This is a genomic window from Actinospica robiniae DSM 44927 (genome assembly GCF_000504285.1).
GTDB classification, from domain to species: domain Bacteria; phylum Actinomycetota; class Actinomycetes; order Streptomycetales; family Catenulisporaceae; genus Actinospica; species Actinospica robiniae.
This window is the reverse complement of the sequence record NZ_KI632511.1, coordinates 6,174,472-6,189,124: the sequence shown is the minus strand read 5'-3', so window position 1 is coordinate 6,189,124 and position 14,653 is coordinate 6,174,472. Positions and strand designations below refer to the sequence as shown.

Here is a 14,653-nt window from a genome sequence, read left to right as displayed (position 1 = left end):
GCCGGCGGCGGCGCCGCGACTGACGCGGCGTCAGTCGGTCGGGAAGACGATCGCGGTGGCGATGGCGGTGAGCCCTTCGCCGCGGCCGGTGAAGCCCAGCCCGTCGGTGGTGGCCGCGCTCACCCGGACCGGCGCGCCGGCCGCCTCGCCGAGCACGGCCTCCGCCTCGGCGCGGCGCGGGCCGAGCTTGGGGCGCTGGCCGATCAGCTGCACCGCGATGTTGCCGATGTGCAGGCCGGACTCGCGCACCCGCCGGGCCGCCTCGGCCAGCAGCACGATGCCGGCGGCGCCCTTCCACTCGGGCTGGTCGGTGCCGAAGTTGGAGCCGAGGTCGCCCAGGCCCGCCGCCGAGAACAGCGCGTTGCAGGCCGCGTGGGCGACCACGTCGGCGTCGGAGTGGCCGAGCAGGCCGGTCTGGCCCGGCCAGTCGAGCCCGGCCAGGCGCAGCGGGCGCGGCTCGGTCTCGAGGTCGGCTTCGGTGGCGAACGCGTGCACATCCACGCCGATACCGACCATGGGCAGGTTGATCGCGGGCATCGGGGGCTCCTTGATCCGCGCGGCCAGCACAGCCTCGGCCAGCACGAGGTCGAACGGGGTGGTGACCTTGAACGCCTCGACGTGCCCGGGGATCATCGCCACCGGCAGGCCCAGTGCCTCGACGAGGCCCGCGTCGTCGGTCGCGTCGTGGCCGGCCGCGGCGTGGGCGCGTTCGAGCAGATCGCGGCGGAAGCCCTGCGGGGTCTGGACGGCACGCAGGGAACTGCGGTCGACCGTCTGACCGACCGTGTCGTACGCCGCCGCGGCCTCGGGTGTCTCAGAGCGCGGACGTACGGATTTGATCGTGTCGGCGACGGGCAGGACCGGGATGACCGCGTCGGCTCCGGCCCGCACGGCGTCCACTACGCCGGCGATGGTGGCCGGCGGGGTGAGCGCACGTGCGGCGTCGTGCACGAGTACGACGTCGAAGTCCGCGGGTACGGCCGCGAGCGCGAGGGCGACCGACTGCTGCCGGGTGGCTCCCCCCGGCACGATCAGCACCTCGCCGACGGAGACGCCCGCCTCGGAGCGGAGGGTGGAGAGGATGCGGGCCACTTCGGCCAGGCCCTCACCGGAGGGCGGGGCCGCGACCACGACCAGGTCGATCCGGTCGGAGGCCAGCAGCCCGCGTACGGCGTGTCGCAGGAGCGGCTCGCCGCCGATCGAGCGCAGAGCCTTCGGGGCGCCCGGACCGAGCCGTTCACCGCGGCCGGCCGCGGGAACGAGCGCGGCCGTGCGCGGCGTCGGGAGTGGGGTCACGGTGCCAACGGATGGTCTCGTGGTGCGGGAGGTCCGGGGGTCAGGCGGTGGCGGCGGGGCCGACCTGGGAGGCGAGCACCTCGTCCAGGATGGACTCGGCCTTGTCCTCGTTGGTGCACTCGGCCAGGGCCAGTTCGCTCACCAGGATCTGCCGGGCCTTGCCCAGCATCCGCTTCTCGCCGGCCGACAGGCCGCGCTCGCGGTCGCGCCGCCACAGGTCGCGCACGACCTCGGCGACCCGGATCACGTTGCCGGACGCCAGCTTCTCCAGGTTGGCCTTGTAGCGCCGGGACCAGTTCGTGGGCTCCTCGGTGTACTCCGCACGGAGCACCTCGAAGACCTGGTCGAGCCCGTTCTGGTCGACGACGTCGCGGACGCCGACATCCTCGAGTTTGTCGGTGGGTACCATGAGGGTCAGATCACCCTGGGCGACGCGGAGCCTGAGGTAGGCCTTCTCCTCACCCTTGATCATCCGGGTCTCGATCGCTTCGATGAGGGCGGCCCCATGGTGGGGATAGACGACGGTCTCGCCAACCTTGAACGTCATGTGATGCGTACCCCTTCCGTGGGTAACCAGGATAACACGCTCACAGCGGTTTCTGAAGGGCGTTTGCCCAGGTCAGATAGGTGATGCCCACTTGACAACCGTGCGGATGGCGTACTCGCCCCTGGTCAGCGCGGCGTGGCGGGCCCGCCACGCTGCCCAAGAATCTTCGTTTCACACCTTCCGAACGGGGCGTGCGGAGGGGTTTCGCCGCATCTGGAGCGGCAACACTCTGGGCAGGCGCGACGTACGGGCGCACAATGCTCGTACAGCGCGTGCTTGGACTTGTGCCCTCGTTAGGTGGGGTGATTGTTCGTGGATTCGAGCAGCGAGTATTCCTCGTCGTGGGACGGCGCCCGCGACGAGCCCGACGCGGCGGTCGTGGCGCACTGGCCGGATGGAACGGCCATCACCGAGGGGCAGTGGCGCGCCCCGTTAGACCCCCGAGAGCTGATGCCGGACCAGCGGCGCTACTTCCGCGAGCTGCGATGGGTACGACGGCGCTGCCGGCTGGCCAGGACGTTCCGGGTCCTGGGCACCCCGCGCGGCGTGGTGGCCATCCTGCTGGCGGCGGCGTTGCTCTCCGCGTCCGTGGTCACGGCGCTCGGGGCGATCAGGTAAGGCGAGACAGGTAAGGCGATCACAGTGAGATCAGATCGGTGGCGCGCCCGCGGTCGCCGCGGGACCGGCCCGGCCGGTTCGGCGACGTCCGCGGGCGCTCGACCCTTCGGTCGAGCCCAATCGGACGAATCAGTACCATACGTCCACGCACGCACCCGATCCGGGGCGCGAAACGCCGCACCGGCTATGTAAACGTGCATCCCGGTGAGTCGCCGTCAAACGCGGTCAGTACGCTGTGGCTAAATACGTTCTTAAAGCGACCACAGCAGCCACCGCGAGGAGCCTGACCCACCGTGAGCAGCAACCCCCACTCCAGCGCGCCTAGCCCGCGAGCCTCGCACTCGAACATCCTGCGCAGCCGCCGCAACCGCACCGCCTTGGGCGGAGCGCTGCTGGTGGTCGCCCTGCCCGTGCTGGCGGCCTGCTCCGCGGGAACCGACCCCCAGGTCTACCAGATCAAGCCGGACTCCGGCATGGCGACCGCCGGCTACATGTGGATCAGCAACGTGTGGGTCGTGACCGATTCGAACACCGGCAACGCCGAGGTGATCGGGCAGCTCGCCAACACCAACCCGGACCAGGGCAGCTCGCTCCAGCTGACCTCGGTCACGGTCAACGGCAACCCGATGAACGTGCAGGCCGCGGCCGCCTCGAACGTGGCCCCGGGCGTCCAGGTGGCCGGCGACGACGTGACCATCCCCGGCATGCGCTCGGTGCAGTTCGGCCAGCAGGGCCAGCCGATGCTGCTGGCCACCGGCCCCGGCGTGGTGGCCGGGCAGAACGCCCAGGTCGTCTACTCCTTCTCGGACGGCAGCAAGGCCACCGTGACCGCGCAGGTGCAGCCGAACGCCGGCCTGTGGGCCGCCTACAACCCGAACGGCCCGGCCACCGCCACCGCGCTGCCCACGATCGAGCCGGGCAGCGCCACGCCGCTGGTCTCCCCGGGCATCCCGACCGCGAGCACCCCGGCCACGGCCACCGGCAGCGCCTCGGCCAACGTGACCGTCTCCGGCACGCCGAACCCCAGCTCGAGCCTCTGAGCCCGGGCCGGCCCCGGCCGGCTCACGGCACGAGACGAAACGACGACGGCCTCCCCGCGGGGAGGCCGTCCGGCTTTCTCAGGTGCGGCGCGCCGCGGCGCCGCGCGGGCTCACGGCTCGAACTTGTAGCCCAGGCCGCGGACCGTGACCAGGTAGCGCGGCAGCGCCGGGTCCGGCTCGATCTTCGCGCGCAGCCGCTTGACGTGCACGTCGAGGGTCTTGGTGTCGCCCACGTAGTCGGCGCCCCAGACCCGGTCGATCAGCTGCATCCGGGTGAGCACCCGGCCGGCGTTGCGCAGCAGCATCTCCAGCAGTTCGAACTCCTTGAGCGGCAGCTGCACGCCGTTGCCGGCCACGCTCACGGTGTGCCGCTCCACATCCATCCGGACCGGCCCGGCCTCGAGCGCCGAGTCCTCCAGCTCCTCGGGCTGGCCGCCGTGGCGGCGCAGCACCGCGCGGATCCGGGCGACCAGCTCGCGCGAGGAGAACGGCTTGGTCACATAGTCGTCGGCGCCGAGCTCGAGGCCGACGACCTTGTCTATCTCGGAGTCCTTGGCGGTCAGCATGATCACCGGGACACTGGAGCGGGTCCTCAGTTGCCGGCAGACCTCGGTGCCGGGCAGGCCGGGCAGCATCAGGTCGAGCAGCACCAGGTCCGCCCCGTGCCGGTCGAACTCGTCGAGTGCCTCGGGTCCGGTGGCCGCCACGGCCACCTCGAAGCCCTCATTGCGCAGCATGTAGGAAAGCGGGTCGCTGAACGACTCCTCATCCTCGACTACCAGCACCCTGGTCACGTCGTTCGACTCCCTGTCGTGATTCTGATCGGTTGGCTGTGGGTTGGTTCGAGCTCGGACACCGGGGCGCCTTGGGCCACCGGCAGCCGCAGGGTGAAGGTGGAGCCGGCGCCCTCCACGCTCCAGACCGACACGTCGCCGCCGTGCGTGGCGGCGATGTGCTTGACGATCGCGAGCCCGAGGCCGGTGCCGCCGGTCACGCGCGAGCGCGCCGGGTCCACCCGGTAGAAGCGCTCGAAGATGCGGTTGAGGTCCTGGTCCGGGATGCCCACGCCCTGGTCGGTGACGGACACCTCGGCCAGGTCGCCCTCGATCCGGACCGAGACCACCACTTTGGTCCGATCAGGTGAGTAGTTCACGGCGTTCTCCACCAGATTGCCGATCGCCGTGGTCAGCTGGCCCAGGTCGCCCAGGACGCGCACGTCCTCGGCGCCGCTGGCCACCAGCTCTATCTGCCGGGCCTCGGCCACCTCGGCCACCCGTTCCCGGGCCGCCGCGACCACCTCGGCCAGATCCACCGCGACCGCCTTGGCCAACGGGTCGTCTCCCTGCACCCGGGACAGGTCGATCAGGTCCTGCACCAGGTTGGTCAGCCGGTGCGCCTCCTTCTGCATCCGTCCGGCGAAGCGGCGCACCGCGTCCGGGTCGTCGCTGGCGCTGAGCACCGCCTCGGCCAGCAGCGAGAGCGCGCCGACCGGGGTCTTGAGCTCGTGGCTGACGTTGGCCACGAAGTCGCGGCGCACCGCGTCCACCCGGCGGGCCTCGGTGCGGTCCTCGACCAGCACCAGGACCAGCTGGGCACCGAGCGGGGCGACCCGCACGGACACCGCGAGCGTGTCCTGGCCCAGCGGGCCGCGCTGCAGCTCCAGTTCGACCTGGCGTATCTCGCCGTCCCGGCGGACCTGCCGGGCGATCCCGGTCAGCTCCTCGGGCACCAGCCGCTGGCCGCGCACCAGGCCCATCGCGTGCGCGGCCGGCGAGGCCTTGACCACGGCGTCGCTCGGGTCGAGCAGCACCGCCGAGGAGCGCAGCACCTGGAGCACCGCCGCGACGCCGGGCGGCACGAGCGGCTCCGGCTGCGACTCGAGCCGCGACCGGTCACGCTCGCTCCAGCGGAACGCCAGGCCCGCCGCGAGCCCCACCACCAGCGCTATCAGCGCGGAGGCCGAGGCCGCCGCGACGTGAAAGGCGGAGGCGACGAATATGTGCACACGATCAGAGTAAGCGGCCAAACCAGGCGTTTCGAAGGCTCGAGGGCCACCAACGCCTTCCGTCGCCGAGAATTCACGTGTGGGTTGCGTTTGATTCATCCATCGGCGTGGCCTGGCGAACAACTGACCCCGTACCGTATCGGCTAGTCCCCGTTCCATCCCTTCAGGAGTGATCCATGCGCGACGTCTACCACGAAGAGCTCGACTCGATCGGCGCCACGCTGATCGAGATGACCGGCCTGGTGGCCCTCGCGCTGAACGAGGCCACCGAGGCTCTGATGAACGCCGACCTGCAGTTGGCCGAGAAGGTCATCGCTGCCGACGACGCGGTGGACGGCCTACAGAAGGCGCTCGACGCACGCGCCCTTGACCTGCTGGCCCGGCAGCAGCCCGTGGCCGGCGACCTGCGCACCATCATCACCTCGCTGCGGATGAGCGCCGACCTCGAGCGCATGGGCGACCTGGCCCGGCACGTGGCCAAGGTGGCCCGGCTGCGCTACCCGGAGATCGCCATCCCGGAGGAGCTGCGCGAGACCGTGGCCGAGATGGGCCGGATCGGCGAGGAGCTGGCCCGCAAGACCGGCGACATCATCGACGGCCGCGACGTCGAGGCGGCCCGCCTGCTCGAGAGCGAGGACGACGCGATGGACCGGCTGCACCGGGCCCTGTTCAGCGCGCTCCTGCACGAGGGCACCCCGTACCCGGTGGAGACCGCGATCGACGTGACCCTGGTCGGGCGCTACTACGAGCGCTTCGCCGACCACGCCGTCTCCGTCGCGCGCCGCATGGTCTTCCTGGTCACCGGCGAATACTAGGCCGTCCGGGGCGGCCCGGACGGTGGCAGCACAGCACAGGGAGAACGGGAGACGCCCCGCCGGATTCGTCCGGCGGGGCGTCGCGCGTGGTGCGGGTCTGCGAGCTACTTCTTGCCCTGGTTCTTGACCGCCTCGATGGCCTCGGCCGCGGCGGCCGGGTCGAGGTACTCGCCGCCGGGGACGACCGGGCGCAGGTCGGCGTCGAGCTCGTAGTAGAGCGGGATGCCGGTGGGGATGTTCAGGCCGGCAATGTCCGCGTCGGAGATGCCGTCGAGGTGCTTGACCAGGGCGCGCAGCGAGTTGCCGTGGGCGGCGACCAGGACGGTGCGGTGGGCCCGCAGGTCGGGCACCAGCGCGTCGTACCAGTAGGGCAGCATCCGGTCGACCACGTCGGCGAGGCACTCGGTGCGCGGGCGCACCTCGCCCGGGAGCACGGCGTAGCGCGGGTCGTGGAACTGCGAGTACTCGTCGTCCTCGGGCAGCGGGGGCGGGGGCACGTCGTAGGAACGGCGCCAGAGCATGAACTGCTCCTCGCCGAACTCCGCCAGGGTCTGCGCCTTGTCCTTGCCCTGCAGCGCGCCGTAGTGGCGCTCGTTGAGCCGCCAGCTGCGCGAGGTGGGGATCCAGTGGCGGTCGATCTCGTTCAGCGCCAGCTGGGAGGTGCGGATGGCCCGGCGCAGCACCGAGGTGTGCAGCACGTCGGGCAGCAGGCCGCGCTCCGCGAGCAGCCGGCCGCCGCGGATCGCCTCCTCCTCGCCCTGGGCGGTGAGGTCCACGTCCACCCAGCCGGTGAACAGGTTCTTCGCGTTCCACGCGCTCTCGCCGTGGCGCAGCAGCACGAGGCGGTAGTTGTCAGCCATGGTCAGAGACTATCCGAGCGGCTCACGGCGTCCGCGGGCGCGTCAGTCCTTGGACGGCGGCTGCTCGGGGCGCAGCCGCTCGAACGCGGCGAGGTTGAAGGTGGGCTCGCCGCGCTTGAGCCGCCAAGCCCACTCGCGCCGGATGGAGGTGGCGAAGCCCAGCTCGAGCAGGGTGTTGAAGCTGCCGTCGGCGGCTTCGAGCACGGTGCCGAGCAGCCGGTCGACCTCGGCCGCGGTCACCGAGGCCAGCGGCACCCGGCCGACCAGGTAGACGTCGCCGAGCCGGTCGAGCGCGAAGGCGACCCCGGCCAGGCGGGCGTTGTGCTCCAGCAGCCAGCGGTAGACGGCCTCTTGGTTCTCGTCGGCGCTGCGCACCACGAACGCGTTCACCGAGAGGGTGTGGTCGCCGAGCAGCAGCGAGCAGGCCGTGGAGAGCTTGCGGGTGCCCGGCAGCGTGACGACGTAGTGGCCCTCGGCGGGCTGCTCGTACTCGGCCTCGGCCTCCCGCAGCGCCCGCTCGATCTCGTCGGCCGCTTGCCGCCGTGCGGATCCCGCGTCCTTGGTCACGCCAAAGAGCTTACGCGGCGGTGCGTCAGCCAGCGCTCGGAGATGGCCTCGGAGTAGACCTCGAGGGTGCGCCGGGCGGTGTGCGCCCAGCCGAAGTCGGCCGCGTGCTCGCGGGCCCGTTCGCCCATGCCGGCCAGCCGGGCCGGGTTCTCCAGCAGGGCGGCGCAGGCCGCGGCGTAGTCCACCGGGTCGTGCCCGGTCACGAGCACGCCGGAGCTGCCGTCGAGCACCGCTGTGCTCAGGCCGCCCACCGCGGCCGCGACCACGGGGGTGCCGCAGGCCTGGGCCTCGATGGCGACCAGGCCGAAGGACTCGTTGTAGGAGGGCACCACGACCAGGTCGGCGGCGCGGAAGTACTCGGCCAGCCGGTCCTGGTCCACCGGCGGGATGAAGCGCACGTGCTTGGCGATGCCGAGGCGCCGGGCGAGCCGGGTCAGGTGGTGCGGGGTGGACTTGCCGCTGCCGCTGGGTCCGCCGACGACCGCCACGATCAGGTCGCGGTAGCGCTCGGGATCGCGCCGCAGCAGTTCGGCCGCGGTGTGCAGCAGCACGTCGGGGGCCTTGAGCGGCTGGATCCGGCCGGCGAACATCAGCAGCGGCGCGTCCGGCGGCAGGCCGAGGTTGGCCCGGGCGGCGAGCTGGTCGCCCGGCGCGAAGCGGTCCAGGCTGACGCCGGGGTGGACCACCGGCACGCGGTCGACCGGGGCGCCGTAGAGCCCGACGAGCTGCTCGGCCTCCTGCGCGGTGTTGGCGATCAGCCGGTCCGCCGCGGCCACGACCTGGTCCTCGCCGATCAGCCGGGCCGCGGGCTCGGGCGAGTCGCCGCCGGCCAGCGCGCCGTTCTTGACCTTCCCCAGGGTGTGCATGGAGTGCACGAGCGGCACGCCCCAGCGCTCCTTGGCCAGCCAGCCGACCTGGCCGGAGAGCCAGTAGTGCGAGTGGATCAGCTCGTAGTGCCCGGGGTCGTGGAAGGCCTCGGTGCGCAGCACGCCGGAGGTGAACGCGCACAACTGGCCGGGCAGGTCCTCCTTGGAAAGGCCCTCGTACGGCCCGGCCGTGACGTGCCGCACCAGTACGCCGGGGGCGAGCTCCACGGTCGGCGGCAGATCCCCGCTGGTAGCCCGGGTGAAGATCTCCACCTCGGTGCCCTGAGCGGCGAGCTGCTTGGACAGCTCGACGATGTAGACGTTCATGCCGCCGGCGTCCCCCGTCCCCGGCCGCGCGAGTGGGGACGTGTGCACGGAGAGCATGGCTATCCGGCGGGGCTTCACGATCACTCACTCCTCTTGACTGGGCACTTTCCAAGCAAAGCGTGGAACCTCCCGTTCCCGCGGTCCTATTCCCTCCCGGAGTGCGACGGAGCGAGCCCGGCGCTCGGGGCGCGCGCGGTTTGGGACAATGGCGCCATGACGCAACCTGTAGCGGTGGTGACCGGGGCGAGCAGCGGGATCGGGGAGGCGACGGCCCGCCGGCTGGCGGCCGAGGGCTTCGCGGTGGTGGCCGCGGCCCGGCGGCTGGACCGGCTGGAGAAGCTGGCCGCGGAGACCGGCGTGCGCGCGGTGGAACTCGACGTGACCGACGAGGCCTCGGTCGCGGCACTCGCCGAGAGCGTGCCCGAATGCGCCGTGCTGGTCAACAACGCGGGCGGGGCGCGCGGACTCGCGCCGGCGGCGCAGACCGCGATCGAGGACTGGCGCTGGATGTACGAGGTGAACGTGCTCGGCTCGGTGCGCATGGTCCAGGCGTTGCTGCCGGCGATGCTGCGGCACGGACGGGGTCACGTGGTGAACATCACCTCGGTGGCCGGTCTCGGCGTGTACGAGGGCGGCTCCGGCTACACCGCGGCCAAGCACGCCCAGCACGCGCTGAACGACACGCTGCGGCTCGAGCTCAACGGTCAGCCCGTCCGGGTGACCGAGATCGCCCCCGGCATGGTCAAGACCGAGGAGTTCTCGCTCAACCGCTTCTCCGGAGACCAGGGTCGGGCCGATTCGGTGTACGCCGGGGTGGCCGAGCCGCTGCAGGCCGAGGACATCGCGGACTGCGTGGCCTTCGCCGTGACCCGGCCCGCGCACGTGGACGTGGACCTGCTGGTCGTGCGGCCGATCGCGCAGGCGGCCTCGTACAAGGTGCACCGGGTCCAGGGGAACTGACCGCTTCGTGACCGCCAGGACCCGACCGGTGGGCGCCATCACCCGCGGCACGACGGCGCCGAACCGGTTGCGCAGGGTCGACCGCTGGCTGCTCGGCACGCATGAGCAGCTGCTGTGGCGGGCTCCGACCGGCGCCCTGGCCGTGGACCTGGGTTACGGCGCGTACCCGGTGACGACGGTGGAATGGGCCGAGCGGCTGTGGACGCGCCGACCGGACCTGGCCGTGCTGGGGCTGGAGATCGACCCGGCCCGGGTGGCCGCGGGCGAGGCCTACCGGCGGCCGGGGCTGGAGTTCCGGCTGGGCGGCTTCGAGCTGCCGGTGCCGCGCGACCCGATCCTGCTGCGCGCGTTCAATGTGCTGCGCCAGTACGGCGAAGACGCGGTGGCCGAGGTGTGGGCCGGGCTGTGCGGACGGCTGGCGCCGGGCGGGCTGCTGTTGGAGGGCACGTGCTCGGAGAACGGGCGGATCGCGGTCTGGGCAGGGCTGGATCGGGAGGGCCCGCGGACGCTGAGCTTCGCGGCGCGGCTCGGATCACTGGAGAGTCCGGCGATCTTCGCGCAGCGGCTGCCTAAAGCGCTGATCCACCGCAACGTGCCGGGCGAGCCGGTGCACGCGTTCCTGCGGGACTGGGAGCGGGTCTGGGCCGCTTGCGCGCCGCTCGGCGCCTTCGGAGCCCGGCAGCGCTGGATCGGCGCGGCCCGGATGCTCGCGGCCGACTGGCCGGTACTGGACCGGGAGAACCGTTGGCGGCTGGGCGAGCTGACGGTGCGTTGGGAGGCGCTGCGGCCCGGCGGCTGACCGTGGCCGAGAGCGGCCGGCCGCGGCAAGAAGGCGCGACGGCGGGGAAATGGTCTGCGGCCTCGGCCGGAGCTCGCGGGGGGTAGCTCGGCCGAGACCGCAGAAATGGTGCGTGAGCACCTCCGAGGGTCGGGCACCCTCGGATCACGGGGCTCTCCGGCGAACCGGTTCGCCCCGACCTTGGGGGGTGATGCCCACGATGCCAGCTGAGGCTTAGCCGGTTGTGAAGAGCCGTTGAGAATCATGTGAAAACCCGAACTGCGCAGAGCCTTGATTCGGCCTTGCTCCCGCCGCGGCTCTTCGGGCCGGCTTACCAGGGCCCGTACGGCCCGTCGCTGCTGCTCCGGTCCTTCTGGCGGTTCTTGCCCCGCGATGATCCGGCGTACTGCCGCACCGCCGGGCGCACGTCGACCGTGTAGATGATCGCGGCCGCGGCGCCGACGATGGTCAGGATCGAGGTGACGCTGCCCCACTTGACGTCGTAGACCACGGCGATGCCCAGGATCAGCAGCCAGGCCACCTTGGTCAGCTTGTTCGCCGCCAGGTAGGCGCTGGAGGGGCGGATCGCGGCGTCCACGAACGCGAAGAGCTGGAAGCAGGTCAGCGCGAGCAGCAGCAGCTTGAGCACGCTGAAGAAGGTCGAGGTGATCAGTCCGCTGCCCATGGGCTTCCTTTGCCGTCGCGGTCGGGGCGGCGGCACGGCCCGCGCCGTGCCCCGCCGTCCAAGCTACCTTCCCGGCGCGCGACGGTGAAGCTCATGGCACGCGGCGTGACCGCGCACCCGCTCCACCGTGCCCGCACGGCCCCCGTCCGCCGTCTTCGCGCCGGGGCTACTCGTCGCTCTGCGAGCGCGGCTTCTTCGGGGCGGACGCGCGCTTGCGGGCCGCCTTCTTCGGCGCGGCCGGCTCCTCGGCGGCGGGGTCCTCCTCCTCGAGGAAGACCTCGGCCGCCTCGGCCGCGCTCTCCGGCCGATCGAACGGCTCGTCCTCGGGCAGGGTCGCCCAGCCTTCGTCGTCCGCGCCGAGGAGCTCTTCCTCGTCGCTCAGCTGCTCGACCACGACCGTCACGGCCGGCTCGACCGTGTCGCCCGGGACGGTCTCGGCGGCGCCGGTGTAGCGCCCGACCACGATCCGGCCGCGCTCGGCGAGCTCGTCATAGGTCTCCACGGCCCGGCCGGCCGCCTCGAGCAGCCGCCCGACCTGCTGCAGCGCCACCGTCTGTGCCTTGTCGCGCAGCGCGGCGGTGTCCGGACGAGCCGCCTTGCCGACGGTGTCCTGGACCGTGGAGCCGACCTTGGCCAGGTGCTCCGGGGCGTCCGCGGCGATCCGGTTGGCGAAGCTGCTCAGCGCCGCCCCCGCCTCGGCCAGCCTGGACGGGGCGTCCTTGAGCCGGTCCGGCGCGTCCTTGAGCTTCTCCGCCGCCAGGTCGCCCGCGCCGGCCAGGGCGTAGAGCGGCTTGGGGTCGGTCAGCGTCTTGCGGATGTCGTCACTCATGTTCATCGGTGGTGCCGCCTTCCTGCCCGCGGAAGGAGAGATAGATCTCCCGCAGGGCGCTTTTCTGACGAGTGGTCAGGTGCGGGTCGGCCGTGATCGCCGCGAGCACCCCGCCCGCCGCGGCCCGGTCGGCCTCCTCGCCCCGCTCCGCCCGCGTGTCCTGCTCCCCGTCGAGCAGCCCGGCCCGTATGTACATCGTCTCCGCGGAGATCTGCAGGGCCCTGGCGAGCTGTTGGAGCACGTCGGCGCTGGGCTTGCGCAGCCCGCGCTCGATCTGGCTGAGGTAGGGGTTCGACACCCCGGCCGCCGAGGCCAGCTGGCGCAGCGAGTACTGGGCGCTCTCCCGCTGTTCGCGGATGTAGGCGCCCAGCTGCGCGAGCCGGACCGGGCCGAGGTGCAGGTCTGTCACGTCCCTCAGTGTGCCCCGGAGTGCTTGCAAAAGCAAGCAGGCGCTAGCTGGGGGTGCGCACGGCGCGGCGCGGGCTTCTATGATCGACCGATACGTTCGACGCCGAGACGACCACCACGACTGCACGGGGAGACGATGTGGCCCTGGTCACCGGGATCCGGGACCTGCGGCGGCTGCCGAAGGCGGAGCTGCACCTGCACCTGGCCGGCGCCATGCGCGCGCGGACGCCGGGGGATCTGGACCGGCTGGTGCGCGGGGCGGTCGCGGACGCCGCGGCCGACGGCGTGGTCTGGTTCCAGCCGCATTTCTCGCCGCACGTCCAAGGCGGGCCGGAGACCTGGGACGCAGTGCTCGAACTCGTACTCGCGGCCGGGCTGGACGAGGCGGGGCGCCGGGGCATCGGCTTCGGGCTGACCATGGCGCTGCCTCGGCATGAGGGCCCTGAGCTGGCGGGCGAGCTGACCCGACTGGCCGTCAGGCATGTGGCGCAGGGCGTGTTCGCGCTCGGCCTCGAGGGCGACGAAGCGGCGTTCCCGAACGGGCCATTCGCCCCCGCATTCACCGCCGCGCGGGAGGCCGGACTGACCCTCGCACCGCATGCCGGGGAGCTGAGCGGCCCGGAGAGCGTGCGTGACGCGATCGACCTTCTCGGCGCGACCCGGCTGGCTCACGGGGTACGAGCGGTCGAGGACCCGACGGTGGTGGGACTGCTGGTGTCGCGCGGGGTGTCTCTGGATATCGCGATCAGCTCGAACCTGAGCCGGGGCGTCTACCGCGAGCTCGCAGAGCACCCGCTGCCCGCCCTGCTCGATGCCGGCGTGCGCTGCTCGCTCGGCGCGGACGACGCGACGCTGTTCGGCCCGCTGCTCGGCGAGTACGAGCTGGCCCGCAGCGGCCTGGGCTTCACCGACGAGCGGCTGGCCGGCCTGGCCCGCACCTCGCTGGAGACGAGCGACGCACCGGCCGAGCTGGTGGCCGACGCGGTGGCCGGGATCGAGTCCTGGCTCACCGCGCCGTAGCCGCCGTAGCGGCCGTAGCGCCGAAACAGCAGACTCAGCCGAAGACGGTCCGCAGCATCCCTACCGGGCGCCCGCCGCCGAGCAGCGGCGCGGCGCCGAAGCCGGCCACGTCGGCGTCCGGGACGTCGAGCCGGCGCAGCGCCTCGGCCAGCACCGGGGCGATAGCGCGCTGGCTGCCGTCGTCGATCTTGAAGGCCAGGGCCCGGCCGTTGGCCAGCGCGGCGACGTAGACGGCCTCGGCTCCGGTCTTGGCCAGCAGTCCGGGCACCGCCCGCATGGCGTGGGTGTCGAGCTTGTGCTCGCCGGCGACGTACTCGGGGTGCGCCCGCATGGCGTCGGCCACCCGACGCTCGTGTGTATCCGGCTCGGCGAGCACGCACGCCCGCACGGCCCGGGCGAGGCCTAGCAGTGAGACGCCGAGCAGCGGCGCGCCGCAGCCGTCCACGGCCTCGGCCCCGATCCGGTCGCCGGTCAGCCGCTCGATCGCGGCCCGGCAGGCCAGCTGCAGCGGGTGCGCCGGGTCCAGGTACGTGTCGGTCGGCCAGCCGTTGACCACGCAGGTGGCCAGCATCGCGGCGTGCTTGCCGGAGCAGTTGAAGTAGATCGGCGCCGGTTCCTCGCCGCGCTGGTGGAACTCGGCCAGCGCCTCCTCGTCGCCGGGCGCGGCCGCCGGGGTCTGCAGGTCCTGCTCGCCGAGCCCGGCGCCGGCCAGGATCTTGCGCACGGCCTCGATGTGGATCGGCGCGCCGGCGTGGCTGCCCGCGGCGATGGCGAGCAGTTCGCCGTGCAAGTCCAGCCCGGCCTCGAGCATTCCGGTGGCCTGCATCAGCTTGCTGCACGAGCGCGGCAGCAGCACGGCGTGCGGATCGCCGATGCTCAGCGCGACCGTGCCGTCCGACTCCAGCAGGACCAGGCGGCCGCGGTGGACGCCCTCGACGAAGCCCGACCTGACGATCTCCACCAGGACCGGCTGGGCCTCATCCGGAACGACGCTGTCCCCGGGTATCACTGCCATCTTGCGGATGCTCCTTG

At 72.4% G+C, this 14,653-nt stretch carries 17 protein-coding genes; 6 read left to right on the top strand and 11 right to left on the bottom strand.

Translation table 11 applies throughout. The features are described from left to right. Positions 1-30 precede the first annotated feature (30 nt). Together ACTRO_RS49875 and ACTRO_RS26420 are read right to left on the bottom strand one after the other, a co-directional pair. Positions 31-1,296: a bifunctional 2-C-methyl-D-erythritol 4-phosphate cytidylyltransferase/2-C-methyl-D-erythritol 2,4-cyclodiphosphate synthase gene (locus ACTRO_RS49875; protein WP_034267283.1), complete on the bottom strand. Its 1,266-nt coding sequence runs from the start codon at positions 1,294-1,296 to the stop codon at positions 31-33. A gap of 40 nt (positions 1,297-1,336) precedes the next feature. Further along, positions 1,337-1,843, bottom strand: coding sequence for a CarD family transcriptional regulator (locus ACTRO_RS26420; protein ID WP_034267279.1), 507 nt, complete (start codon positions 1,841-1,843; stop codon positions 1,337-1,339). A 312-nt stretch (positions 1,844-2,155) separates the two neighbouring features. Between ACTRO_RS26420 and ACTRO_RS26415 the strand changes: the two genes are divergently transcribed. Together ACTRO_RS26415 and ACTRO_RS26410 are read left to right on the top strand one after the other, a co-directional pair. Then, positions 2,156-2,461 (top strand): hypothetical protein, encoded by a 306-nt coding sequence (locus tag ACTRO_RS26415; RefSeq protein WP_034267276.1) that lies wholly within the window; start codon positions 2,156-2,158, stop codon positions 2,459-2,461. A gap of 293 nt (positions 2,462-2,754) precedes the next feature. After that, positions 2,755-3,501 (top strand): hypothetical protein, encoded by a 747-nt coding sequence (locus ACTRO_RS26410; RefSeq protein ID WP_034267273.1) that lies wholly within the window; start codon positions 2,755-2,757, stop codon positions 3,499-3,501. Between the two features lie 110 nt (positions 3,502-3,611). Here ACTRO_RS26410 and ACTRO_RS26405 read toward each other — a convergent pair whose 3' ends face one another. Together ACTRO_RS26405 and ACTRO_RS26400 are read right to left on the bottom strand one after the other, a co-directional pair. Next, positions 3,612-4,286 carry a response regulator gene (locus ACTRO_RS26405; protein ID WP_483758847.1) on the bottom strand — a complete coding sequence of 225 codons (675 nt, stop codon included), beginning with the start codon at positions 4,284-4,286 and terminating at the stop codon, positions 3,612-3,614. A 5-nt stretch (positions 4,287-4,291) separates the two neighbouring features. Next, positions 4,292-5,506: a sensor histidine kinase gene (locus ACTRO_RS26400; protein ID WP_245594493.1), complete on the bottom strand. Its 1,215-nt coding sequence runs from the start codon at positions 5,504-5,506 to the stop codon at positions 4,292-4,294. Between the two features lie 176 nt (positions 5,507-5,682). Between ACTRO_RS26400 and phoU the strand changes: the two genes are divergently transcribed. Beyond that, positions 5,683-6,321 carry a phosphate signaling complex protein PhoU gene (gene phoU / locus ACTRO_RS26395; protein ID WP_034267267.1) on the top strand — a complete coding sequence of 213 codons (639 nt, stop codon included), beginning with the start codon at positions 5,683-5,685 and terminating at the stop codon, positions 6,319-6,321. Between the two features lie 104 nt (positions 6,322-6,425). Here the strand turns inward: phoU and ACTRO_RS26390 are convergent, their stop codons facing one another. The 3 genes from ACTRO_RS26390 to mshA are packed head-to-tail and all read right to left on the bottom strand — an operon-like array spanning position 6,426 to position 8,998. Next, positions 6,426-7,181, bottom strand: coding sequence for a phosphoglyceromutase (locus ACTRO_RS26390; RefSeq protein WP_034267263.1), 756 nt, complete (start codon positions 7,179-7,181; stop codon positions 6,426-6,428). Between the two features lie 42 nt (positions 7,182-7,223). Further along, positions 7,224-7,748 (bottom strand): type III secretion system chaperone family protein, encoded by a 525-nt coding sequence (locus tag ACTRO_RS26385; RefSeq protein ID WP_034267260.1) that lies wholly within the window; start codon positions 7,746-7,748, stop codon positions 7,224-7,226. Next, positions 7,745-8,998, bottom strand: coding sequence for a D-inositol-3-phosphate glycosyltransferase (gene mshA, locus ACTRO_RS26380; protein ID WP_034267257.1), 1,254 nt, complete (start codon positions 8,996-8,998; stop codon positions 7,745-7,747). Before mshA ends, ACTRO_RS26385 begins: the two co-directional genes overlap by 4 nt. A 156-nt stretch (positions 8,999-9,154) precedes the next feature. Here mshA and ACTRO_RS26375 point away from each other — a divergent pair, with 156 nt between their 5' ends. Further along, positions 9,155-9,901, top strand: coding sequence for an SDR family NAD(P)-dependent oxidoreductase (locus ACTRO_RS26375; RefSeq protein ID WP_034267255.1), 747 nt, complete (start codon positions 9,155-9,157; stop codon positions 9,899-9,901). Between the two features lie 7 nt (positions 9,902-9,908). Further along, on the top strand, positions 9,909-10,700 hold the full coding sequence (locus ACTRO_RS26370; protein ID WP_084316532.1) for a class I SAM-dependent methyltransferase: 792 nt from the start codon (positions 9,909-9,911) through the stop codon (positions 10,698-10,700). A gap of 310 nt (positions 10,701-11,010) precedes the next feature. Here the strand turns inward: ACTRO_RS26370 and ACTRO_RS26365 are convergent, their stop codons facing one another. The 3 genes from ACTRO_RS26365 to ACTRO_RS26355 form a co-directional block, all read right to left on the bottom strand. Further along, complete coding sequence (locus ACTRO_RS26365; protein WP_034267250.1) at positions 11,011-11,364, bottom strand: DUF2516 family protein; 354 nt, start codon at positions 11,362-11,364, stop codon at positions 11,011-11,013. Between the two features lie 166 nt (positions 11,365-11,530). After that, the gene (locus tag ACTRO_RS26360; protein WP_157436457.1) at positions 11,531-12,199 is read right to left on the bottom strand and encodes a hypothetical protein; all 669 of its coding nucleotides are present in this window, start codon (positions 12,197-12,199) and stop codon (positions 11,531-11,533) included. Beyond that, complete coding sequence (locus ACTRO_RS26355) at positions 12,186-12,602, bottom strand: helix-turn-helix domain-containing protein (protein ID WP_245594492.1); 417 nt, start codon at positions 12,600-12,602, stop codon at positions 12,186-12,188. Before ACTRO_RS26355 ends, ACTRO_RS26360 begins: the two co-directional genes overlap by 14 nt. 137 nt (positions 12,603-12,739) lie before the next feature. Here ACTRO_RS26355 and ACTRO_RS26350 point away from each other — a divergent pair, with 137 nt between their 5' ends. Then, entirely contained in the window at positions 12,740-13,621 is an 882-nt protein-coding gene (locus ACTRO_RS26350) for an amidohydrolase family protein (protein WP_211244416.1), read from the top strand. Between the two features lie 34 nt (positions 13,622-13,655). On the opposite strand, the gene ACTRO_RS26345 is transcribed toward ACTRO_RS26350, so the two are convergent. Next, positions 13,656-14,636 carry an asparaginase gene (locus ACTRO_RS26345; RefSeq protein ID WP_051451425.1) on the bottom strand — a complete coding sequence of 327 codons (981 nt, stop codon included), beginning with the start codon at positions 14,634-14,636 and terminating at the stop codon, positions 13,656-13,658. Positions 14,637-14,653: the final 17 nt, after the last annotated feature.

Coding starts and splice junctions, on each gene's coding strand:
- ACTRO_RS26420 (WP_034267279.1), bottom strand. CDS start 1,843: ATGACGTTCAAGGTTGGCGAGACCGTCGTCTATCCCCACCATGGGGCC.
- phoU (WP_034267267.1), top strand. CDS start 5,683: ATGCGCGACGTCTACCACGAAGAGCTCGACTCGATCGGCGCCACGCTG.
- ACTRO_RS26390 (WP_034267263.1), bottom strand. CDS start 7,181: ATGGCTGACAACTACCGCCTCGTGCTGCTGCGCCACGGCGAGAGCGCG.
- mshA (WP_034267257.1), bottom strand. CDS start 8,998: ATGCTCTCCGTGCACACGTCCCCACTCGCGCGGCCGGGGACGGGGGAC.
- ACTRO_RS26375 (WP_034267255.1), top strand. CDS start 9,155: ATGACGCAACCTGTAGCGGTGGTGACCGGGGCGAGCAGCGGGATCGGG.
- ACTRO_RS26365 (WP_034267250.1), bottom strand. CDS start 11,364: ATGGGCAGCGGACTGATCACCTCGACCTTCTTCAGCGTGCTCAAGCTG.
- ACTRO_RS26360 (WP_157436457.1), bottom strand. CDS start 12,199: ATGAACATGAGTGACGACATCCGCAAGACGCTGACCGACCCCAAGCCG.
- ACTRO_RS26345 (WP_051451425.1), bottom strand. CDS start 14,636: ATGGCAGTGATACCCGGGGACAGCGTCGTTCCGGATGAGGCCCAGCCG.